The following is an 18758-nucleotide window of genomic DNA, read 5'->3' as shown; positions in this document are numbered from 1 at the left end:
GCAGGTCGACAAGCAGGAGACGTATATGCGCTATAAGGTCGTCGTCACTCGAGTGCAGGTCGCGGAGAAGTGGGTCCGCGCCACTGATGAAGAGGACGCGGCCCGCAAGGTGCAGGAGGAGTTCGCGAAGCCGTACTCGTACTTCGGGAACTGGGAGACGAAGGCGTCCGAGGTCGAGATCATCGAATCCGAGCAGACGACCGTCATCCATCCGAGCAAACTCTCGGAGTCCGGCCCGATGTTGCTCAGTCTGAAAGACGCCGCAGCGGCACTCGGCGTTCCCTACTCAGCGCTCTACGATCTGACCAACCGCGGTGACATCGAGTACACGAAACTCGGGTCACGGAAGTACATTCAGCGCGAATCGCTGATGCAGTTCCTGGCCACCAATACGCACACTGGGTACCACGCAGGATGAGCCGTTCCCCGAACAGGAAGATCATTCTCCAGCCCCGGCGAAGCACGAGTCTCAGCGGTCCAAGATCGAGGATCGACGCCTCACGCTCCGCGTGCTCTTCTGAGGCACGTCACGACCCTTGGAGGGGTCGGGGTGATGTGACACGGAAGGACAATGGGGTCATGGAATCGAACCAGGATCGCGCGCAGTGGGACGCGACGCTTGTCACGTTGTCGGACGCGCCGACGGTGGACTTATGTCGGGTCGCCGAAGGACTCGGCTGGTGCGAGTACGAAGAGCGAACACGACTCGCGATGGCCTTGGTCGAGCATCCGAATTTCGGTGTCGTCGAAGCTACCCGAACCGTCGAGAAGCTGAACGTGATGTGGTGGGGTGACGACCCCATCGAGTGCTCAGCCGGGGCAGCTGCCTTGACCGCTGCCATCGAGGCTCACCGGCAGCACTAGGTCTTGACCATGCGCCCAATCGGCGTCCGCGATGCCCAGCTCTCGATGGCCGGTTAACGCATCTCAGTGGACACGCAATGGCGCGATCTCGCTCATACACGAGCTCGCATCAACGTGGCGCGGTCCGAGCTCCCGCTGCTCCCGGAGCTTCAACTCGGACAGCACTCACTGGCACGCCGACGTAACCAGCCGAGACCTCTTCATCTCGCAACCGCAGATCGGCTTTCTCGCCGTAACAAACGGAGCAAGCTATAGGTTTAGCTGTGCTAAACCGGCTTGGCCCTCGACTTCGTGTCTCGGGCTTGGCACACTGGGGGTGTGGTCCCCGCGGTTGCGGGTTCGCTGCGCTGGGCCGGAAGGGGAGTGGTGTTCATGGGTGAGCAGGCTCCGGTTGGGCGTGTGTTTGATCGTCGTCGTCGGGCGAATGTTGCGGGTGGTCGGCAGCATCGTCATGAGGTGAAGGTGTCGCCGGAGGAGGAGGGGATGCTGCTTCGTCGGGCGAACGCGAAGGGCATCACGGTCGTGCGATTGTTGGTGGAGTCGGCGCTTGCTGAGGATGGTGCGGAGATCGCGTCTGATCGGCGTGCGTTGCTGGTGGATTTGTTCGCGGCGCATCGCACGTTGGCGAGTCTGGGGAACAACGTGAATCAGATCGCGAAGGCCACGAACGTGGAGGGGGTTGTGCCGGGGGAGTTGGTGGAGCCGTTGCGGCACACGTTGGACGCGGTCCGTGCGGCAGCTGCCGCGTTGACGGACGCGATCGAGGAGCTCCCGAAGCCATGATGCCGAACGTGGTGCGCGGGGATCGCATGACCGGGTTGTTGACGTACCTGGTGGGACCTGGGCGCTCGAACGAGCACGCTGAACCGCATCTGGTGGCCGGGGATTCGCCGATGATGTCCTGGTTTGAAGATGCGGAGCTCGGTGGTGCGTCGGCGGCGCAGATCGCCCGCTATTTGGATCAACCGCAGCGCACGTTCGGGACCGAGGTCAACGGTGGACATGTATGGCATGCGTCGTTGTCGCTGCGCGCCGAAGAAGGGCAGTTGACGGACGCGCAGTGGGGCGCGATCGCGACCGACTTTGTGTCCGCGATGGGCTTCGATGACCACGACGGGACGAAGGCGCCGTGCCGATGGGTCGCGGTGCGTCACGGCGTCTCATCGAACGGCAACGACCACATCCACATCGCGGTGAATCTGGTCCGTGAGGACGGGACGAAAGCACCCATCCACAATGACTACTACCGTGCGCAGCAAGCCGCGCGCGGCCTCGAGGTTTCCTACGGGTTGGAGGAGCTCGAGTCCGCTCGTCAGGAGCGTGCGACGCGCGGCTACAACCCGGCGGAGCGCGAAGCGCAAGCACGCGCCCGGGCGCGCGGGAAGCACGAACGGCAGCGCGTACAGACCGGCGGCCAGGTGCCGGCGTGGGAGGCACTGACGGGGGAGGAGCGCAGCGCGAAAGTCGCCGCTCAGTTGCGGGAGGATCAGCCGCGTCATGTGCTCGCGGTGCGTGTGCGTGGAGCTGCTGCAGTGTCCAAAGATGAGGGGGAGTTCGTGCGCCGGCTGCGCCGCTCGGGCGTGCTGGTGCGGCCCCGGTTCGCGGACGGCCGCACGGACGTGGTCACGGGGTACTCGATCGCGGAACGCCCCTCGTTCGGTGAGCGCCCGATTTGGTACGGCGGGGGACAGTTGGGACGTGATCTCGCGCTGCCGAGGCTGCGTGCCGAGTGGCCAGACACCCCGTCCGGGGCGAGCGCGGCCGCGGCCGAGTGGGAGGCCGCGTACCGGGGCAAGCGTATCGTCGCGCCTGGTCGTGAAGCGCGTGACGTTGATGCGTCTGGGTGGGGGAGCCGGCAGCACGCCGCGCTGCAGGACGCGGTGACGCGGCTGCGGGAAGTGCCGCTCGAGGACCGGGCGCAATGGGCGGTCATCGCGCGCAAGACCGCGGGCGTGTTCGCGGCCTGGTCCAACGCCACCGAGTCCGTCCCGGGCGACCTCGCGGCGGCGTCGGAGGCGCTCTCCAGGTCAGCGCAGACATACACGCGCCCCGAGCGGCCCCTGCAACCGGAGGCGGGTCCGCTGGGTGGTGCGGCGCTGCTCGCTTCGTGCGCAGTCCGGGGCGGGCAGGGCGCGGTCGCGCAGGCCGCGATGATCCGGCAGATGCTGCGCCTTGCGCAGGCCATCTACAAGGCCCAAGACGCCGACCGGCAGGCGCGCCACGCGGAGACCCTCGCGTCCGACACGAGGGCGCGTCTCGAGCGCGTCCGAGACGCGCTCCCGCAGCCGCGGACGCCGCAGAAGAAACTGGCAGCGGCGCAGCCAGCGCAGGCGACACCAGCACGTGCTGTGTCGAAGACGACCGCGGACGCGAAGAAGCGGCCGGCGCGGATTATCGGCCCGCTGACGGAGACGGACCAGCAGATCGAGAACATGCGGGAGTGGCAGCGGATCAACTTCCCCAATCCGCCAGGAGTCCGGACCGGCAAGGTGTCCGAAGAGGACCTGAGGATCAAGCACCGGCCACCAGCCCCCGATCGGGATCGCGGGTTCGGGAGATAAGGCGCCAGCGCAGTGTGTCCCACGCCCGGCGGGCAGCTCGGACGAGGAGACTGGCCTGCAGCAGGTCATTGGAGAACAAAGACAGGGAGATCAGCATGGTCAGGAAGACAATCCACCGGCTCATCGACGACCTCGACCAGACCGAGATCCCCGACGGAGAAGGACAGACCGTTCAGTTCGGGCTGGACGGGAAGAGCTACGAGATCGACCTCACCGACGCGCACGCCACGAAGCTGCGCAGCCACTTCAACCGCTACGTCGAAGCCGGCCGCAAAACCAACACCAGCAGCCGCACGACGAAGACGAGCTCGTCGAAGTACGACCTGGGTGCCGTGCGGGAGTGGGCACGCAGCAACGGCCACGAGGTGTCCGCGCGGGGCCGCGTCTCGGGTGAGGTCCTCACCGCGTACGACGAGGCCACAGGCGCGTCACGCTGACACGAAGGCGCTGCGCCGTCCGGAGCAAGGGCGAGAGAGAGCAGGCGCATCGAACGGGCTTCGTGGCCGGCCATGTCGTGACCTAATGTGTGTGCATGCTCTCCTCGAAGGCGCGGGCTCTGCTCGAGTACGAGCGTGCGCACCCGAAGATGGACCAGGAGAAGCTCGCTTGGTTGTCGGAAAACGGGTGGTCTGCCGGCCGTCACGCGGAGCAGATCGCGCGTCTCTTGCTCGACACCGACGTCATGGCCGAATTCCCTGACCTCGCCGCGCGCTCCACGAGACGCTACGAACACGGTCTGCGCACGAACCGACCTCGACGAACCTGACGCGCTAAACGGAACAGGGAAGGCGATCGAGCTCGAACGCACGAGCTCAGGTCGAGCGGTCATCGTCGCATGTGAATACTCGATAACGCTCTCGCATCGAGCTATCCCCTGGTCAGGCAACAAATCCTATAATCCACGTTATGACAATCGGACCCTCCCTCGAAGAAGTTTCATTGGTGATCACGAATGGTGCGATGGATTGCAACTTCGGCACGAAGCGGTTGTATTGACGCCGCTCCTCGGGCGCACGCCACAGACGGCTCGAGGTGCAGCCGGGTTGAAATATGCCGACACGCCGATATGGGGGGCCTTAACAAGCGGGTCCTGTCTTCATCATGGAGTCATGACCGGTAGCAACGCAGGTATCCGCCGCAACAGGCGTCCCGCGGGCGAGGAAGTACGCCACCTTAAGGTGCGGCTCTCGTCCGTTACTGCCGATGAGATGCGTCAGGCAGCCAAAGCATCGGGCAACCTCTCGCAGTCGCTCTATCTAGAGCGGCTGGCGGCCATGCTGCGCGCCCAGAACGGCGCGCTCCCCGTGTTTACCGACGATGCGGAGGCGCATACGGCAGCGGCTTAAACGAAGAAGCCCGCCGCTTCCGCGACGGGCTTCGTGAAGTTTCGTAGCTCAAACCCTCACTTGGTTCCTACGCCTAGAGGTTCGAGCTAATACCCACGCAGTTCCGGTTACCAGCCGGGCCTTTGTAGTACCCACTCCGAGGAGGAGGTGCCCTCATAGTACCTAAATCTGTCTCGTTTGTCCCTGTGTTGGCGCTGAGTCGTGCGCACGAGGGTGTTCCGACCACTCCGAGCGGGTGGGAACTGGCCCGCGCGCTGAGCCCACGGCCCCGCATTCGCGTCGCGGATCGGCTCGCTGACGGCGAGGTTCTGAACGCGTACAGCCGCGATGTTTCGGTGTTCGCGGAGCAGCCGCAGAGTCCCTGGGCGATGTACCTCGCGACCGAGGCCGGCGACTACCGGTTCGTGTGCTTCGACCTCGACGCGGGCCGCGGCAATGCGGCCTACGACGCCGGGAAGCTCGCGCTCTGGTTGAACGAGCTCGGTATCGACCACGTGGTCACGGAATCCGGCCCGAATGGTGGCCGCCACGTCTGGATTGCGCTCGAAACGGCAGCCGCGGCCGAGACGGTGCGCGAGCTCGCGCAGCTCGCCGCGCAGCTGCTCCCCTCGCTGGACCCCACTCCCCTCACCAACCCGCGCACGGGCTGCGTACGCCCCCCTGGATCCCCCCACCGCAACGGTGACTCCTCGCGGCCGGCCGGCCCGATCGATGCGCTCCTGGACCCATCGGTGACACCGGATCAACTGCGGGAGCTCCGAGCGTTCCTCATGGACCTGGGAGCTGAAGAGCTCGCCCCGGTCACCTCCCTGACCAAGGGCATGGTCGTCGACGCTGACGGTCACCCCCATATCGCTGGCACGAAGCGATCCCTGAGCTCGCGCGTGCGCCTGGTGCTCGACACTCCCCCAGGCGATGACGCTTCCCTCTCGCTCGCCACGGTTCTGGCGGGCTGCGCGAACGCCCGCTGGACCCTCAGCGATGTGCGCGAGCTCGTGGACGATGCGCCCGCGTTCGAGCACGTGCGCTCGCAGCGCCACAAGCACGGCCACCGCATCCCCCGCACACCACAGGGCAGGGAACGCGCGCTCGCGTCCGCCTGGCGGCACGCGGTGACCTACGTGGCCGCGAACCCCTCCACGGGCGATGGCAGCGACGAAGACTTCCTCACCCGCTGCGCGGCCACCGTCGAGGCCGTCGACGCGGCACAGGAGCGCGCGGACGCGATGCCCGGTCTCTGGGGCGGCGACCGCGCCTCCTCCTCGAAGCGGTCCCGCACGGGCACGCACAGCACCCGCGCTGTGCTCGACGCCCTCTGCCTCTACATGGCCCAGGCCGCGCAGCTCACGGTCGAGGCCGACGTGCGCCGCATCTCCGCCGACACCGGCTACGGCCGCACCACTGTGCACGAGGCGCTGCGCCGCCTCGCCACCCCGACCGACGAAGCCTCCCCCGAGTCGGCCTGGATCGTCCGCGAGGGAACCCCGGAGGGCGCCCACGCGCAGCGCTACCGCCTCTCCCAGAAGTTCTCCACAGGGGCAGGAGTTGGTAACCGGACACAAGTGCGTGCACGCCCCGCCGCGGCCTCCCCCCTGCATGCTCGAAGCCAGCACATCGCCCGGCTTGCGAAGAACCTCCAGACGCTCGCGCACGACACTTTCGCCGCTCCTCGCAGCTTGGGCCGCACTGTAGGACTCGTCTACAAACACGTCGATGAAGGCTCCGTGCTCACCGTCGACGAGCTCACCCGCAGTACCGGCCTCGACGCCACCCGCACCCGGCGATCCCTCCGTGCCCTCCACCTGCATGGCCTCCTATCCAGGACCGAGCACGGTTGGACTCGGGAAGAAAGCAGCTCCGTTGACGTCGTGGCGCAAACCCTCAAGGTCGCGGGGCACCTCGCAGTTCGTCGAGCCCGCTACGCCGACGAACAGCACTGCTGGGCCTGGTGGCAGGCGGAGGTGCAGTGGATGTCGAGGCGAGGGAAGCAACGCCGTCGACGCCGCTCCCCCACAGCCGCGCAGCTGCTCAGAGTCAGCGACCGGCCGGACTATCCGAGATACCCCCGCAGAGAGGGTCGAGGCGACCACCGAGCTGCGCTCGCGCTCGTGCGGGCTGGCACCGTCGACGCTCCAGCGCTGCGGGCCGCGTGAATCTCTCGACCGAATCGAACTTCTGAGCTCTACGCTGACGACATGTGCGGCCGATACGTCATCGCGAAGAGACTGAGCATTATTCGTTTCTCACGTTCCGCGGAATTGCAGGTTTCCTGAGGTCGGCGTGCCATAACTCGAGCGGATTCTTGGAAGGGTCGAGTTCCGGATTGTGCCGCCTGCGTCGAAATGGCGGCCGTCGGGGCGTATTGGTGCGAAACGGGTCCATCTGATCTGGGTGCTTGGAGTGCCATCAGCTTCCACGCTTGCATCATTGTTGAATCTGATGCAACACTTGGCGGGTGAGCGAGCAGCACACTCCTCGTGGGTTTCCAGTGAGGCTGGATGCCAACGTTGTGCCCTTGAACCAGGAACGGTTCGTGTTTGACGGCATGCTGGCGGGGTGGGGTGACCAGCAAGTGAGTCGTGGGCTCGCTCAGTCGACGATCACCTCTCGTGCTGCGATGATCCGTCGCCTGCGTGAGTTCGCGGATGCGTACCCATGGGCGTGGACGCCGGAAGATCTCGAGGCGTTCAGCGTGGAGCTGGCATCGGGGGCGCGGCCGGTGACGAAATCGACATTGCGCGGCTATCAGGTCGTTGTGCGCGCGTTCTGCGACTTCATCACCGACGCCCGCTACCCGTGGGCTGCTGAGTGCGTAGAGAGATTCGGGGAGCCTCCCGTTCAGATCTGCCATGAGTGGAACACGCTTGCGCACATCGTCGAATATGAGGGGCGGCCACAGCGGCGAGCGTTGACGTACGACGAGCTCGAGCTGTTCTTTGAGGCCGCGGATGAGCGAGTGGCGGCAATCCAGCGCGCTGGGCGTAAGGGAGCGCTCTCTGCACTGCGTGATGCCGTCCTCTTCAAGACCGTCTACGCCTTCGGGCTGCGCCGACGCGAAGCCGCCGGCCTGGACCTGGCGGACGTCAGATCAAGTCCAGGAGCTCCGAGATTCGGACAGTGCGGCGCTGTCTACGTGAGGTGGGGCAAGGCCTCCCGCGGCTCCGGGCCAAAACGGCGCACGGTCCTGGCAGTCCCGGAATTCGATTGGGCAGTCGAGGGTCTTCGGCAGTGGATCGACGAGGATCGAGCGCTCTATGGACCTTCGCGCTCTGATGCGCTCTGGCCGACCGAACGGGGCACTCGAGTGTCGTTGAGGTATCTCGATTTCCGTTTCGCCGAGCTTCGAGACCATTTGAGCCTGCCCTCTGAGCTGACCGTGCACGCGTTGCGACACTCGTACGTGACGAGCCTGATCGAGTGGGGGTACGCCGAGCGCTTCGTGCAGGACCAGGTCGGGCATGCCTACGCGTCGACGACGGCGATCTACACCTCGGTCGGCGATGACTTCAAGAACCGCGTTCTCGCGGTTGCCCTTCGACGTATCTATGGAGACGACTCATGACCAGCCCCGCCATCCAGTGGAATCTGCGCACGCTCATGGCGGGCAACGGCATGTTCCAGACCACGGATCTCGTCGCGCCGTTGCGTGAGCACGGCGTCAACCTGTCGCGTGAGCAGGTGTACCGGCTGGTGACGAAAGCCCCGGAGCGGCTCAGCATGACTGTCCTCGTCGCGCTGTGTCGCATCTTCGGCTGCGCACCGAATGACCTCATCGAGATCCCGGACGTCGCGGCGGCGCGGGAGCGGAGCGTGGTCAACGAGTCGGTGGCCTCGTCTGTGGTCCAGCGTGAGCTGAAGCCTGTGCCGGCTCGGATCCAGCGTCCACCCAAGGCGTAGAACCGTGGCGACATGGGCGGACCGGTGCGACAACTGCCACCGAGACGTGATCAGCCGCTACCAGTTGCTCGGGGGCCGGATCTGCAACGCCTGCTACAGCGGGTTACGCCGGAACCCGGCCCGATGCCCCGGATGCGCCGAGATTCGCGTGCTGGCGTATCTCGACAAGGTCGGGGCGCGCGTCTGCGCCGCGTGCGTGGGACGCATCGACCGCTTCGGCTGCAAAGACTGCGGCAGCCACCAGCAGCTCACTGGCTCGCAGTGCGGAAGTTGTCGGCTCTCCGAACGACTCGCGGACCTCCTTGACGATGGAACGGGTACCGTGCACATGCGCCTGCGACCACTCCGCGACTATCTGCTCGCGGTCAAGGATCCGCGGAACGCGGTGCGCTGGTTGAAGCGTGAACCCATCACGGCCACTCTCCGTGGCATGGCCGTCGGTCAACTCCCGATAGCTCACACGACGCTCGACGAGCTCCCGTTGAGCATGAGAACCCGTTACTTTCGTCGACTCCTCATCAGCGCAAACGTACTCCCCGAGATCGACGTCTTTCTGAACGAGCTCGAGCTTGCGCTGGCGCGGTTTCTGACCACGATCCCCGTCGAGCATGCACGCTTGATCCAGCGCTACCACCAATGGCATACGCTCCCTCGCCTCCGAAAACAGGCCAAACCCGTAACAACGGGCATGTTCGCGAACCGCTTGCGAGGTGCCCGCACGATCGCTGCTTTCCTGACATGGCTGCACGGACAGCATCTGCAGCTGTCGACACTGGATCAGGCAGTCATTGATCGATACTTCGCGGCGGCCTCCAGCCGCGATGAGCTACGGCAATTCCTCGCGTGGGCGGCCCGGGCTGGGCTCTGCACGAAAGTTGAGGTGTCACGAGTGCGCAGTGCGGCGCACCCGGCGACCATGTCGGACGAAGCGCTGGCGGAGCTTGCCGAACGAGTGCTGGCGGACGTGGTGCTGTCACCGGTCGGGCGTCTGCTCGCGTTGTTCGCGATCGTCTACGCGCAGCCCATTCGATCCAGTGTGGATCTCCGCCTCAATGACGTAGAACAGTCAGAGGGGCGATTGTGGATCAGGTTCGCTACGACTCGAGTCCGTCTGCCGACGAGCATCTCAGAGCTGCTCGAGGCACACCTCGAGCAGCTCCGAACGCGCCAAAGTTATCACCCGCTCGCGAATGAGTGGCTCTTCCCTGGCATCGTGCCAGGACAACATCTCGCGGCCGGCACGGGTATCGGCCTACTCACGCGCGCTGGCTTGCGCGTGCGTGCACTTCGCACATCCCGGCTCGTCTTGCTGTCACAGACAGTGCCCGCCCGGGTGCTTTCCGATGTGATTGGCATCAGCACGCAGACGGCACATGCACGCAGCGTTGCATCGGGTGGCACCTGGCGAGATTACCCGGAACTGCGGCGGAACTAAGCTGCATGTGCCCGAGCGTCAGAGGCGGCGGTGCAGCACTTCTACGCGGGCGCGGATGTCGTCGCGGACGAGGCGCATGCGGTCCATGCCTTCGATGCCGCGCTCGGAGGGTTCGTCAGTGATCCAGGTTTCGATCTCCACACCACCAGTCTCTGGCACGCGCGCTTCTGCGCCGAGGACGACGATGAGGTCGGCCGCGTCGATCATCTCCGGGGTGAGCTGTTTCGGATGCTCGTCTCCGACGCTCACGCCGATCTCGGCGAGCGAATCGACGGACTGCTGATTGAGGGCAGCGCCGGGTTTGGTGCCTGCGGACGTGACGTGCACCTCGGGGCCGGCGATGGCGCGCATGAGGGCCGCCGCCATCTGCGACTTGCCGCCGTTCTTCTGGCAGACGAACACGATGTTGCGGGGACTGGTGGTCATCGGTTCGCTCCGGTGAGGTCGTTGCTGGTGAGCAGAGCTGCGAGTGAGTCGAGCGCGCCGGGGACGAGACTGAAGTAGGCCCACGAGCCGCGCTTCTCGCGGGAGAGGATGCCGGCCTCGACCAGGATCTTCAGGTGGTGGGACACGGTGGGCTGCCCGAGTCCGAGCGGCTCGGTGAGGTCGCACGCGCACGCCTCAGCCTTCTCCTGCGCGGCGATCATCGAGATGAGCCGCAGCCGGGCCGGGTCCGCGATGACCTTAAGGGTGCGGGCCAGCTTCTCGGCGTTCTCCGCGGAGATCGCCTCGTCGGTGAGGGGCTCGCAGCACGCGGTCACGTCGGTGAGCGGCAGGAGTTGCGTGAACGACATCTGAACGTCCTCCAAGGAAATTGACAGTCATCGATACCCTAGCCATACTCGTATCGATCCGCATCAATATCGACCGAGATCAATATCTGTTTGGAGCTCCATGAGTGCTGTCACCCCGCCCGTCAAGCTCGGCACCACGGACCGGTTCCTGCCGGTCTGGATCATCGCGGCAATGGCGCTCGGTCTCGCCCTGGCGGTGTTCGTGCCCGCGGTCGGCGAGGCGCTGCACGCGTTCGAGATCGGCTCCGTGAGCGTGCCCATCGCCATCGGACTGCTGGTGATGATGTACCCGGTTCTCGCAAAGGTCCGCTACTCGGATGCACGGGCCGTCGCCGGAGACCGGAAGCTGCTGATCTCCTCGCTCGTCATGAACTGGCTTGTCGGACCTGCGCTCATGTTCGCCCTCGCCTGGCTGCTGCTACCGGATCTGCCCGAGTACCGGACCGGGCTCATCATCGTGGGGCTTGCTCGCTGCATCGCGATGGTGCTGATCTGGAACGACCTCGCCTGCGGAGACCGGGAAGCGGCCGCGTTCCTCGTGGCCGTGAACTCCGTGTTCCAGGTCATCATGTTCGGGGCGCTCGGCTGGTTCTACCTGCAACTGCTGCCCTCCTGGCTGGGGCTGCCGACGACCAGCGCGGACTTCTCGTTCTGGGCCATCACGCTGAGCGTGCTCGTGTTCCTCGGCATCCCACTGCTCGCCGGCTACCTGTCGCGCCGCATCGGGGAATCCACCAAAGGGCGCGACTGGTACGAGTCGCGGTTCCTCCCCAAGGTGGGCCCGTTCGCGCTGTATGGGCTGCTGTTCACCATCGTCATGCTCTTCGCTCTCCAGGGGCAGCAGGTCATCGACCGCCCCTGGGATGTCGCCCGCATCGCGCTGCCGCTGCTGATCTACTTCGCGGTTACGTTCCTCCTGGGCTTCGGGCTCGGGAAGCTCGTCGGCCTCGGCTACGAGCGCACCACGACCCTCGCGTTCACGGCGGCGGGCAACAACTTCGAGCTCGCGATCGCCGTCGCCATCGGCACGTTTGGTGCGACCAGCGGACAGGCCCTCGCGGGCATCGTCGGCCCGCTCATCGAGGTGCCCGTGCTGGTGGCGCTCGTCTACGTGGCCCTCTGGCTGCGCCCACGACTCTTCCCCACCAAGACACCCCTGCCCGCGCCTGCCGCGTCGACCTCCACCCTCGCCTAAAACCCGCTCCACCCACTTCCCTCCGCTCAGAAAGGCCCTTTGATGTCCACGAAACCTTCCGTGCTGTTCGTCTGTGTGCACAACGCCGGCCGCTCCCAGATGGCCGCCGGCTACCTCACCGCCCTCTCCGAAGGACGCGTCCAGGTGCTCTCCGCGGGGAGCGAGCCGAAAGACCAGATCAACCCCGTCGCCGTGCAGGCCATGGCCGAAGAAGGCATCGACATCGCCGGCAACACCCCGAAGGTGCTCACCACGGAAGCCGTGCAGGCCTCCGACGTCGTCATCACCATGGGCTGCGGCGACGCCTGCCCCTTCTACCCCGGCAAACGCTACGAGGACTGGAAACTCGACGACCCCGCAGGCCAGGGCATCGACGCCGTGCGCCCCATCCGCGACGACATCAAGCAGCGCGTACAGGCTCTCATCGCTGACCTGCTTCCCGAGCAGGCATAACCGGCCATGACCGATCTCAGCCAGCGCCGTGGACTGCCCGGCCTCAGCTACCCGGAAGCCTCCCTCCAGCGCCTCGCGGGCGAGCTATCCGAGCAATTCACCGGCATCTTCACCCCGGAAACCATCGAACGCTACGTCCTCGAGTCCTACGCCGCCCTGCTGCGCACCTCCACGGTGAAAGCGCACCTGGTCACCAACACGACTCGGTTCGCGAAAGACCGCCTCACGGCGCTCGCGCAGGCCAAGGGCGACATCGCCCGCCCCGTGCCGGAGATCCTGTTCCTGTGCGAGCAGAACGCGGGCCGCTCGCAGATGGCCGCCGTCCTTACCCAGGCCCTCGCCGGTCACCAGGTGCACGTGCGCTCCGCGGGCTCCGCGCCCGCGAAGACCCTCCACCCGGAAGCGGTCGCCGCGATGGCGGAGCTCGGGCTCGACCTCCGCCAGGAGTTCCCGAAACCCCTCACCGACGACGTCGTGCAGGCCGCCGACGTCGTGATCACCATGGGCTGCGGCGACGCGTGCCCCGTGTACCCCGGCAAGCAGTACCAGGACTGGAACCTCACCGACCCATCCGGCCTCGGGGTCGACGAGGTGCGCGCGATCCGCGACCAGCTCCACACACACATCACCGAGCTGCTCGCCAGCCTCGGCGTCACCCCCACCGAACTCGACGCGGCCGCAACACCCGTCCACTAACCCAAGGAGCCACCCATGATCACCTCCCCAGCCCTCCCCGCAACAGCACCAGCAACTGCGCTCAATGCGTTGCCGGTCGCGATCATCGGCGCGGGACCCATCGGTCTCGCCGCCGCAGCGCAGCTGCTGGAGCGAGGGCAGGAGGTGGTCGTGTTCGAAGCGGGCGAGCACGCGGGAAGCGCGGTCACCAAGTGGGGGCACACGCGCTTGTTCTCCCCGTGGGAGTACCTCGTCGACGAAGCCGCCGCCCGCCTCCTCGATGCCGCCGACTGGGAAGCACCACCAGCCAAGACGCTCCCCACCGGGCAGCAGCTCGTGGACGACTACCTGCGCCCCCTTGCTGCCGTCGCGGCCCTCGCGGACCGCATCCACTACCAGCACCGGGTACTCGCCGTCACCCGCCGCGGCATGGACCGCACCCGCACCCTCGGACGCGAACGCACCCCCTTCGTACTCCGCACCGCATCCGCAGCAGGGACCACGGAAACGCTCGCTCGTGCCGTCATCGACGCGTCCGGCACCTTCGAGACCAGCAACGCTATCGGCGCCAGCGGGCTCGATCCCATCGACGCGGACCAGGTGCGCGAGCACCTCAGCCACGCACTCCCCGATGTGCTCGGACACGACCGCGCCAGGTTCGCGGGCAAACGAGTCCTCGTGGTTGGTGCCGGCCACTCCGCCGCGAACACCCTGTCGAAGCTCGCCTCCCTCGCCAAGCACGAACCGGACACGCAGATCTTCTGGGCGGTTCGTGGGAAGCAGCCCACCCGCGTGTACGGGTCCGCGAATGACGAGCTCGCCGCACGAGGCGAGCTCGGTGGGGCCACCCGCGCGCTCGTCACCTCCGGGCAGGTGCAGCTCCTCGACCGCTTCGAGATCGACGCCCTCGCACCCACGGAGGACGGCGGCGTGCGCGTCACCGGGCTCCGCGCCGGAGCTTCGGAATCGGTTGACGTCGACGTGATCGTGAACGCGACCGGGTTCCGCACCAACCTCGACATGCTGCGCGAGCTCCGCCTCGACCTCGATCCCGTGGTGGAAGCGCCCCGCGCGCTGGCACCCCTCATCGACCCGAACGCGCACTCCTGCGGCACCGTCTACCCCCACGGCGTGGACGAGCTCTCCCACCCTGAACCCGGCTTCTACATCGCCGGTATGAAGAGCTACGGCCGCGCACCCACTTTCCTGCTCCTCACCGGATACGAACAGGTGCGCTCCATCGCGGACGAGCTCGCCGGCAACCACGAGCAAGCCCGCCTCGTGACCCTCGTGCTCCCGGAAACCGGCGTGTGCTCCATGAGTACGCCCGAGGAGCTTGACGGCGCGAACTGCGGCGAAGCAGAGCTAGTCAGCGCTGGCGGGCAAGCAGTGTCAGCGTCTGGCTGCTGCGCCTAGTCGGAGACCTCGTGCGACGTACACCAAGCGCAGAATTCACGGATTCGGTTCTCGAAGGCGGGAGTAATACTCACCGAATATTGCTTGGTACCAGTACCAGCACCGATCTGCTGTTTGAATTCGACGCTGGCGGTGAGTTCGAGTGGCAGCCCGCCTACAGCATCGCTCCCACGAACTCCGCGCCGATCCTGCGCCAGCACGACGGCGAGCGCGAGTTCGAGCTCGCCAAGTGGGGGCTGCGGCCGTCCTGGGCAAAGGCCGGCGGCCCGCCCCGCATCAACGCGCGACTGGAGACGGTGGCCACGAACGGCCTGTTTCGTGGCGCGTTCGCGGGGAGCCGCTGCATCGTGCCGATGAGCGGCTACTACGAGTGGGAAGAAGTGGAAGACGGCAAGCAGCCGTACTTCATCTCCTCCCCCGCACCCGCGCTCGCCGCCGCTGGGCTGCACGCCGCGTATAAGGACGAGCACGACGAATGGCGATCCACGTTCACGATCATCACCCGCGAAGCGCGGGACGCGTCCGGAGAGATTCACGACCGCATGCCCGTATTCCTCGAACCCGAGATGTTCGACCGCTGGATCAGCGCCGAGAAGCTCGACGACAAAGACGCGATGCTGCACGAGCTCGAGGAGACGTCGGCCGCCGTTGCCGCGACGATCACCACACGGCCAGTTTCTCGAGTCGTCAACAACGTGCGAAAGCTCGACCGCACCGATGCCAGTCTCATCGAACCCATCACGCTCTAACGAGCATCGAGGCGACGTGGACGAGGCAGTGCGGGTTTACACGACCGGGGAGAGCTGCGTGCGGTGCAAGCTCACCAAGAAGGCCATGGCCGCCAAAGGGGTCGCGTTCGTCGAGGTCGACGTCACCCTGGACGAGAACGCGGCCGCGCGCAGCTACATCATGGATGAGCTCGGCTACTCGGAAGCGCCCGTCGTGGTCGTCGAAGACGACGACCACTGGTCGGGATTCCGACCCGACCACATCGACCGGCTGAGTCGCCGCCAGTAGGCGCGGGCACGATTGTCGGCGGCAGGTGCAAGACTGCGAGCATGGCTGAGCAGCAGACCCACATCGTGACGCTCGATCTCACAGACGGCGACCGATACGCGATCCTGGTCAACGCGCTCCAGGACTACGCGAGCGACGCTTTCGACCAGGCGCAGCGCGAGGGCAACACCACCGCGGAACGCGATCACTTCCAGAGCGTCGCGGCTACCGCGACCGAGCTCATCGACGAGCTCGGATAACCACCGCTCAGTTCGCCATCCACGCGCCACGCGGCAGTCGGTCGTAGCTCGTGGTCAGGTAGTTGCGATGATCCGTGAGGTACAGGCCACCCCTCCCCGGGCGACTGCTCACGCTAAAGCCCGAATCCGCGCCCAGACTTCGCCAAGCGTCCCAGACTCTTCGGTGCCCATGTACGTTGCCAGAGTTTTACGTTCGCCTGAAGTAGCCCCTTGATTCTCCAGGAACCGATCCAAGCTTGCCCAAGTCATCGTGCCGACCTCGAGCGTGACCTTAATCGAATCTGGGGCATTGACGTGGTGTTTTGCCTGATTCGCGAGCTCGGGTTGAACCTTCCATCGCGCGAGCAGTTTCGACACCGACGCGGGCGAGATCGTTTGATTAAGCAGCAGCGATTCGGCGACGACTTCCTCTGTATGATCCGCCAACCTTGCTTGCGCTTCAGCCGATAAGTTCGGATTCGCAGCGAGGGTAATGCACTGCCCAATGCTCCCCGCGGAAACAACCGAAAGAGCTATTTCGTTGGGTAGCGTCGGATCAGTGAGTCTGTGGTCGAACTCGCTCTCGGTGTCGTCCATTAGAACTTGCACACGTTCGTATCCGATTCGCATCGGGCAACCCCGGTCAGCTGCCCACTCGAATAATACGTCGGAGTTACTTCGCCGCGGTCTCGATGCATCGCATACACGCCGATATCAATATAGTAGGTACCACCGCGGACGGACTGTGAATGGGTTAAGGTCTTCACCGTGGCGCCCAGCTTGGGGTTCTCCAGGATTTCGGCTGCGATCTTTACGCTCCCTGTCCCCGGTCGTACACCTTTCCAGATGTTATAGATCACGCCTTTACCATCGTTAAAGTATCTCGTACTAGGAAAATATGACAAGTGGCTCGTGAACTTCGTTGACTTCGCTGATGGATCAGTTACCACTCGGACGTCAATGCGATCTGTCCATTTTATCGCTCCGGTCGCCTGGACGACACCTCGGCGGATGTAGTCCGTCGTTTCGTATGAAAAACCGTTGTTGATGGCTCCTTGAATGAAAGGAGTAGTATCCCGAGAGCGATTGCTACTTGCGCCGGTTTTGAACGCACCAGGGGTAGCGCCAGAATCTGAGGCTGGACCGACCTGTTCCAGGTAGTCGGGCATCGCGTCTCCGGCGGCAACGGCGGCAACGGCGGTATCCAACTGCGCTTCACTGAGGTCGTTCAAGCCTGTGAGGCTTTCACTGTCGGCTACTCCAGCGGACCCAAGGATCTCGAGTTCAGCTGCAACTAGATCAGGATTCGATTCCTCGATGGCCCTCGCAATAACGTCACCGAGTGTGTCTTCTGATGTCTCAATCCAGTTTACAATTGGTTCGGGATTGGTCGGCGTGTCCAATGTGACCGTTCCACCCCCTAATGACAACGCAGCGACAGAGATAACTCCCAAGAGGGTGTGGAAATACACGAACTTCCTATTCGGCTCAGTATTCAGGTGAAGATTTGGACGTCAGTGAGCCTCAGGGTGGCGCGGTCAATGAACCTGTGTTCGACGCGCAAGGTGCCGGTTGGCTAGGTAACGTTCCTGTTTGGAGAGTACCCAGTGAATGATGCAGAGGCAAGTGAATTTTTTTGACGCCTTCAGTTGGTCTTGCGAAATCGTCTACGAGGAGACCAAATTCGTGTTTTTGTTCGTGGACGCCTGTTCTCGATCCATCATCGAGACTCGTGGGGCATGGTTCATGCGTTGCTACTTGTGATCGTTGTTGATAGGACCTCGTGGGTACACCGTCAGGGTGCCTGGCACGGCTCGCGGGTTTCAAGTCGGCGCGCTTCCTCTGGTCGTAGTAGGCGCTGGTTTTTGGGTCAGCCTGGACTTCGCGCGGGAGTCTGCTGGTCGCGGGTGGTGCGATGTCTCGCGAACAGTCAGATGGTTGGATACGTCGACGAACTACGGGCGATTGATCGGGGCGGTCAGCCCGTGGAGGGTTGGAGGGTGCGCGCTTCCAGCAACTTGCGGCGGGTCCGCAGCCGGGGGCGTCACGTTTTGCAGACGGCGGTACAACGTCGCGCGCGAGATGCCGAGGTTGCGGGCGACCTCCGCCACGGGTACGTCGGCCGCGACCAGGTGTGCGGCGTTGCGTAGCTGGCTGTCGGTGATTTTCCGGGGTCGCCCGCCGAGGTCGGCCCCGGCAGCTCTTCGCTTGCTCACGGAGTCGAGCACCCGTTCGTGTTTCACTTCGAGTTCCATTTGCGCGAGGGCAGACATGACGGTGAAGACCATGGAGCCCATCGGGGTGGACGTGTCCACGTCTCCCCCACCGAGGTTCAGTACCCGCAGCGCGACACCAGCTTCGCGCAACTGCTGCGCGAGCTCCAGCATGTTGCCGGTCGAACGGCCCAAGCGGTCGAGGGTCGGCACCACGAGCGTGTCACCGTCCTCCAGAGCCCGTAGGGCTGCGTCTAACGCTGGACGCGACGCATGCGCCCCCGATGCCCCCCGGTCGACGTAGAGATCGTCAGCGCGCACCCCAGCGGACTTCAGATCAACCTCTTGCCGGTCGGTGTCCTGGTGGCGGGTCGAGACTCGGGCATAGCCGATCAGTTTGGGCACGATTCTCCTGTCGCAAAACCAACGTCGAAGACGCGACTCTAGCGGCCTAGTTCTGATACATAGTTATGCGAACGGCGAGCCCCGGAATCTCGGGCATCGCTCCCCCGATTTTGCCGCACACATGAGACGGCGCGAAACCCTAGGGTGGTGTCAGCCGGTCGTCGCAACACCTGGTCTTGGTGGGTTCGAGAGTAGCTCTTCGAGGGCGGCGGCAGGGGTTCTGCCGCCGAGGGTTTTGCGTGGCCGCTGGTTGAGTTCTGTCGCGACTT

The 18758-nt window shown here is 65.0% G+C and carries 23 protein-coding genes; 18 read left to right on the top strand and 5 right to left on the bottom strand.

All coding sequences use genetic code 11. The features are described 5' to 3' along the window. Window positions 1-25: 25 nt before the first annotated feature. The 11 genes from ABVF28_RS15655 to ABVF28_RS15605 all read left to right on the top strand — a co-directional run bounded on the left by ABVF28_RS15655 (window position 26) and on the right by ABVF28_RS15605 (window position 10103). The gene (locus tag ABVF28_RS15655; RefSeq protein WP_371031207.1) at window positions 26-418 is read left to right on the top strand and encodes a helix-turn-helix domain-containing protein; all 393 of its coding nucleotides are present in this window, start codon (window positions 26-28) and stop codon (window positions 416-418) included. A gap of 161 nt (window positions 419-579) precedes the next feature. Continuing rightward, window positions 580-864 (top strand): hypothetical protein, encoded by a 285-nt coding sequence (locus ABVF28_RS15650; RefSeq protein WP_371031206.1) that lies wholly within the window; start codon window positions 580-582, stop codon window positions 862-864. Between the two features lie 372 nt (window positions 865-1236). Next, complete coding sequence (locus ABVF28_RS15645; protein ID WP_371031205.1) at window positions 1237-1647, top strand: plasmid mobilization relaxosome protein MobC; 411 nt, start codon at window positions 1237-1239, stop codon at window positions 1645-1647. Next, on the top strand, window positions 1644-3425 hold the full coding sequence (locus ABVF28_RS15640; RefSeq protein ID WP_371031204.1) for a relaxase/mobilization nuclease domain-containing protein: 1782 nt from the start codon (window positions 1644-1646) through the stop codon (window positions 3423-3425). The genes ABVF28_RS15645 and ABVF28_RS15640 overlap by 4 nt, the downstream gene beginning before the upstream one ends. A gap of 95 nt (window positions 3426-3520) precedes the next feature. Next, window positions 3521-3862 (top strand): Lsr2 family protein, encoded by a 342-nt coding sequence (locus ABVF28_RS15635; RefSeq protein WP_371031203.1) that lies wholly within the window; start codon window positions 3521-3523, stop codon window positions 3860-3862. Window positions 3863-3957: 95 nt separating this feature from the next. Continuing rightward, on the top strand, window positions 3958-4191 hold the full coding sequence (locus ABVF28_RS15630) for a hypothetical protein (RefSeq protein ID WP_371031202.1): 234 nt from the start codon (window positions 3958-3960) through the stop codon (window positions 4189-4191). A gap of 343 nt (window positions 4192-4534) precedes the next feature. Further along, the gene (locus ABVF28_RS15625; RefSeq protein WP_271986221.1) at window positions 4535-4771 is read left to right on the top strand and encodes a hypothetical protein; all 237 of its coding nucleotides are present in this window, start codon (window positions 4535-4537) and stop codon (window positions 4769-4771) included. A gap of 368 nt (window positions 4772-5139) precedes the next feature. Continuing rightward, window positions 5140-6924 carry a hypothetical protein gene (locus ABVF28_RS15620; protein ID WP_371031201.1) on the top strand — a complete coding sequence of 595 codons (1785 nt, stop codon included), beginning with the start codon at window positions 5140-5142 and terminating at the stop codon, window positions 6922-6924. A 302-nt stretch (window positions 6925-7226) separates the two neighbouring features. After that, complete coding sequence (locus ABVF28_RS15615; RefSeq protein WP_371031200.1) at window positions 7227-8333, top strand: tyrosine-type recombinase/integrase; 1107 nt, start codon at window positions 7227-7229, stop codon at window positions 8331-8333. Then, window positions 8330-8668, top strand: coding sequence for a helix-turn-helix domain-containing protein (locus ABVF28_RS15610; protein ID WP_371031199.1), 339 nt, complete (start codon window positions 8330-8332; stop codon window positions 8666-8668). The genes ABVF28_RS15615 and ABVF28_RS15610 overlap by 4 nt, the downstream gene beginning before the upstream one ends. A 4-nt stretch (window positions 8669-8672) precedes the next feature. Further along, entirely contained in the window at window positions 8673-10103 is a 1431-nt protein-coding gene (locus tag ABVF28_RS15605) for a hypothetical protein (protein WP_371031198.1), read from the top strand. 18 nt (window positions 10104-10121) lie between these two features. Here the strand turns inward: ABVF28_RS15605 and ABVF28_RS15600 are convergent, their stop codons facing one another. Then, entirely contained in the window at window positions 10122-10529 is a 408-nt protein-coding gene (locus tag ABVF28_RS15600) for a low molecular weight phosphatase family protein (protein WP_371031197.1), read from the bottom strand. After that, a complete protein-coding gene (locus ABVF28_RS15595; RefSeq protein WP_371031196.1) occupies window positions 10526-10897 on the bottom strand; it encodes an ArsR/SmtB family transcription factor in 372 nt (123 codons plus the stop codon). Before ABVF28_RS15595 ends, ABVF28_RS15600 begins: the two co-directional genes overlap by 4 nt. Before the next feature lie 100 nt (window positions 10898-10997). On the opposite strand from ABVF28_RS15595, the gene arsB reads away from it, so the two are divergent. From arsB to ABVF28_RS15560, 7 genes are all read left to right on the top strand, one after another. Beyond that, entirely contained in the window at window positions 10998-12092 is a 1095-nt protein-coding gene (arsB, locus tag ABVF28_RS15590; protein WP_371031195.1) for an ACR3 family arsenite efflux transporter, read from the top strand. Between the two features lie 42 nt (window positions 12093-12134). Continuing rightward, window positions 12135-12545 (top strand): arsenate reductase ArsC, encoded by a 411-nt coding sequence (locus tag ABVF28_RS15585; RefSeq protein WP_371031194.1) that lies wholly within the window; start codon window positions 12135-12137, stop codon window positions 12543-12545. A gap of 6 nt (window positions 12546-12551) precedes the next feature. Next, window positions 12552-13241 carry an arsenate reductase ArsC gene (locus ABVF28_RS15580; protein WP_371031193.1) on the top strand — a complete coding sequence of 230 codons (690 nt, stop codon included), beginning with the start codon at window positions 12552-12554 and terminating at the stop codon, window positions 13239-13241. A 15-nt stretch (window positions 13242-13256) separates the two neighbouring features. Then, window positions 13257-14636 (top strand): FAD-dependent oxidoreductase, encoded by a 1380-nt coding sequence (locus ABVF28_RS15575; protein ID WP_371031192.1) that lies wholly within the window; start codon window positions 13257-13259, stop codon window positions 14634-14636. An 80-nt stretch (window positions 14637-14716) separates the two neighbouring features. Continuing rightward, window positions 14717-15385 carry an SOS response-associated peptidase gene (locus ABVF28_RS15570; protein ID WP_371031191.1) on the top strand — a complete coding sequence of 223 codons (669 nt, stop codon included), beginning with the start codon at window positions 14717-14719 and terminating at the stop codon, window positions 15383-15385. After that, window positions 15354-15653 (top strand): glutaredoxin family protein, encoded by a 300-nt coding sequence (locus tag ABVF28_RS15565; RefSeq protein WP_371031190.1) that lies wholly within the window; start codon window positions 15354-15356, stop codon window positions 15651-15653. Before ABVF28_RS15570 ends, ABVF28_RS15565 begins: the two co-directional genes overlap by 32 nt. Before the next feature lie 41 nt (window positions 15654-15694). Continuing rightward, complete coding sequence (locus ABVF28_RS15560; protein WP_371031189.1) at window positions 15695-15892, top strand: hypothetical protein; 198 nt, start codon at window positions 15695-15697, stop codon at window positions 15890-15892. 108 nt (window positions 15893-16000) lie between these two features. Here ABVF28_RS15560 and ABVF28_RS15555 read toward each other — a convergent pair whose 3' ends face one another. The 3 genes from ABVF28_RS15555 to ABVF28_RS15545 form a co-directional block, all read right to left on the bottom strand. Further along, window positions 16001-16468, bottom strand: coding sequence for a hypothetical protein (locus ABVF28_RS15555; protein ID WP_371031188.1), 468 nt, complete (start codon window positions 16466-16468; stop codon window positions 16001-16003). Further along, window positions 16468-17343, bottom strand: coding sequence for a hypothetical protein (locus ABVF28_RS15550; protein ID WP_371031187.1), 876 nt, complete (start codon window positions 17341-17343; stop codon window positions 16468-16470). The genes ABVF28_RS15555 and ABVF28_RS15550 overlap by 1 nt, the downstream gene beginning before the upstream one ends. A gap of 483 nt (window positions 17344-17826) precedes the next feature. Then, the gene (locus tag ABVF28_RS15545) at window positions 17827-18489 is read right to left on the bottom strand and encodes a recombinase family protein (protein ID WP_371031186.1); all 663 of its coding nucleotides are present in this window, start codon (window positions 18487-18489) and stop codon (window positions 17827-17829) included. Window positions 18490-18758: the final 269 nt, after the last annotated feature.

The organism is Pseudoclavibacter sp. JSM 162008 (genome assembly GCF_041366455.1).
Classification (GTDB): domain Bacteria; phylum Actinomycetota; class Actinomycetes; order Actinomycetales; family Microbacteriaceae; genus Pseudoclavibacter.
Note: the sequence above shows the minus strand (reverse complement) of the source record. Positions and strands in the feature narration are given on the sequence as shown.